Origin of the sequence: Streptomyces alkaliphilus (assembly GCF_014141535.1) — a bacterium.
GTDB classification, from domain to species: Bacteria; Actinomycetota; Actinomycetes; order Streptomycetales; family Streptomycetaceae; genus Streptomyces; species Streptomyces alkaliphilus.
Window position 1 is genome coordinate 1 of the sequence record NZ_VKHT01000875.1, and the last position, 2098, is coordinate 2098.

The 2098-nt window shown below is 74.4% G+C and carries 2 protein-coding genes and 1 pseudogene; all 3 read left to right on the top strand.

From position 1 onward, the window contains the following. The coding region (locus FNQ90_RS20690) for a pyridoxine/pyridoxamine 5'-phosphate oxidase (RefSeq protein WP_228471440.1) at window positions 1–673 on the top strand (673 nt) is incomplete at its 5' end. A 345-nt stretch (window positions 674–1018) separates the two neighbouring features. Next, window positions 1019–1852, top strand: a complete 834-nt coding sequence (locus tag FNQ90_RS20695; RefSeq protein WP_182607739.1) for a hypothetical protein — start codon at window positions 1019–1021, stop codon at window positions 1850–1852. Further along, window positions 1842–2098: pseudogene (locus FNQ90_RS20700) on the top strand (hypothetical protein); the annotation flags it as partial. The gene FNQ90_RS20695 and the pseudogene FNQ90_RS20700, both read left to right, overlap by 11 nt.

Consider the following 2098-nt stretch of genomic DNA (forward strand, 5'->3'; position numbering starts at 1 on the left):
GTCCCCCGCCGGTCCATCCCTCTCCGCCCTCCTGCGGGCGGCCGGGCCCCCGATGGCCCGCGACCTGCCGGACTTCGACCCGGCCGGCGCGCCGGAAACCCCCGGCGCGCTGCTGCGCGAGTGGCTGGAAGCCGCCCTCGCGGCGGGGGTCGCGGACCCCACGGCCGTGGTGCTCTCCACGGTCGCCCCGGACGGCCTCCCCGACGCCCGGGTCCTGGTGCTGCGCGGTGTGGCGGAGGACGGCTCGGAGTGGGCCTTCGCGAGTTCCGCCGCCAGCCCCAAGGGGCGGCACCTGGCAGCGGAGTCCGGGGCGGCGCTGACGGCGTACTGGCCCGCGCAGGGGCGTCAGATCCGGGTGCGCGGACCGGTGGTGGCCGCCCCCGAAGACCGGTCGCGCGCCGACTTCCTCGGCCGTTCCCCCACCGCCCGAATCGCCGCGTTGATCGGCCGACAGAGCGAACCGATGGCCTCACCGCAGGAGTGGACGGCCGAGGAGGAGAACGTGCGCCGGACGCACGGCGACGACCCCCGGCAGGTCCCCACCGACCACACGGTCTACCTGATCCGGGCCACCGGCGTGGAGTTCTGGCAGGGCTCCGCCGACCGACGACACCGGCGCCTGCGCTACACGCGCGCGGACAACGGCTGGGAGCGCACCGCTCTGTGGCCGTGAGCCCCGCGCACCGCCTCCGTACCCCGGGCCGCTCCTTCCCGGCCGAACTCCCCGCCTCTCCACCCAACGGCCCCACCATTCGCAGTAAACAGGCATATCCTTGGATGAACATGACGAAGGATGAGGTCCGTCCCGGGAGCCGAAGGGGCGGATGGGAACGCACGGGACGGGCGGGACGCCCGGGATGACCCCGGGGCGCCGGCACCGACGCGGCGACCCGCCCCCGCCGTCCCGCCGACATCTCGCCAACCGGTCAATTGCACCTGTGGGGGCTCGGTTCGCCGCGAGGAGCGCTAACGTCGTGTGAGGAGGCAATAGACTCGGAGCCGTTGAGGGGGCGCGACCATGAGCTACGGCGAGGAGTACCGCGACGCGGCCGGTCGCGGACTCCCCACACAGACGCGCACCCGCCTCCACGAGGACGACCGGGACGCCGCCTCCGGGCGTCCCCCGCGCTCCGCCCGCCGCAGCCTGGTCCCCGTCGTCGGTGTGATCGTGCTGCTGATCGCGGCCCTCGCCTTCGCCAACCGCGGCGGTGACGGCGGCTCCGGATCCCCCGCGGACGACGAGGCCCCCGGCGGCCCGCAGGCCCAACCCACCGCGCCCAGCGGCGAGTCACCGGTGGACGTCACCGTCAACAACATCCCCGTCGGACACCCGCGGACCGAGCAGGGCGCGCAGAGCGCCGCCGCCAACTACGCCGTCGCGCTGGGCGGTGAGGGCATGTTCGACGCCGAGGCCCGCCGCGTCATCGTGGACACGATCTACGCCCCCGAAGTGGCCCCGGACCGCGTCGAGGGCTTCGAGCGCGCCTACTCCCCGGCCTTCCTCGAACGCCTCGGCCTCGCCGCCGACGGCAGCCCACCGGAGGGCCTCACCTTCGTCTCCCGCACCTCGCCCATCGGCACCCGCCTGGTCGACTACACGGACGACACAGCCACCGTCGCGGTGTGGTCCAACGCGCTGCTCGGCATGGCCGGTGACGGCTCCACCCGCCCCGTGACCACCAGTTGGTACACCAGCACGTTCGAACTGGTGTGGGTGGAGGGCGATTGGAGAATCCTCTCCGATGAGCAGGAGAGCGGGCCCACCCCCGTCCCGGGGGACAACCGGGCGTCCACGGCGGAGGAGATGGCGGAGGCCATCGAACAGTTCGGAGGCTTCAGTTATGCACGCTGACCTGCGCCGACGAGCATGGCTGGGGCCCGCCGGGCTCATCGCCGCGACCGGATTGCTGCTCGGCGGAGCCGCCACGGCCCGCGCCGACGAGACCGAGGACCCGGCGGTTCCGAACGCCCCCGGCCTCCCGGTGGAAGATCCCGAGAACGACCCGGCCGACCCCGGGGACCCCGCCGACCCGGGCGCCGGGGACGGCGGGGGCGCCGAGGACAACGCCTGCGACCTCCTCCACGGACAGGCCCGGGA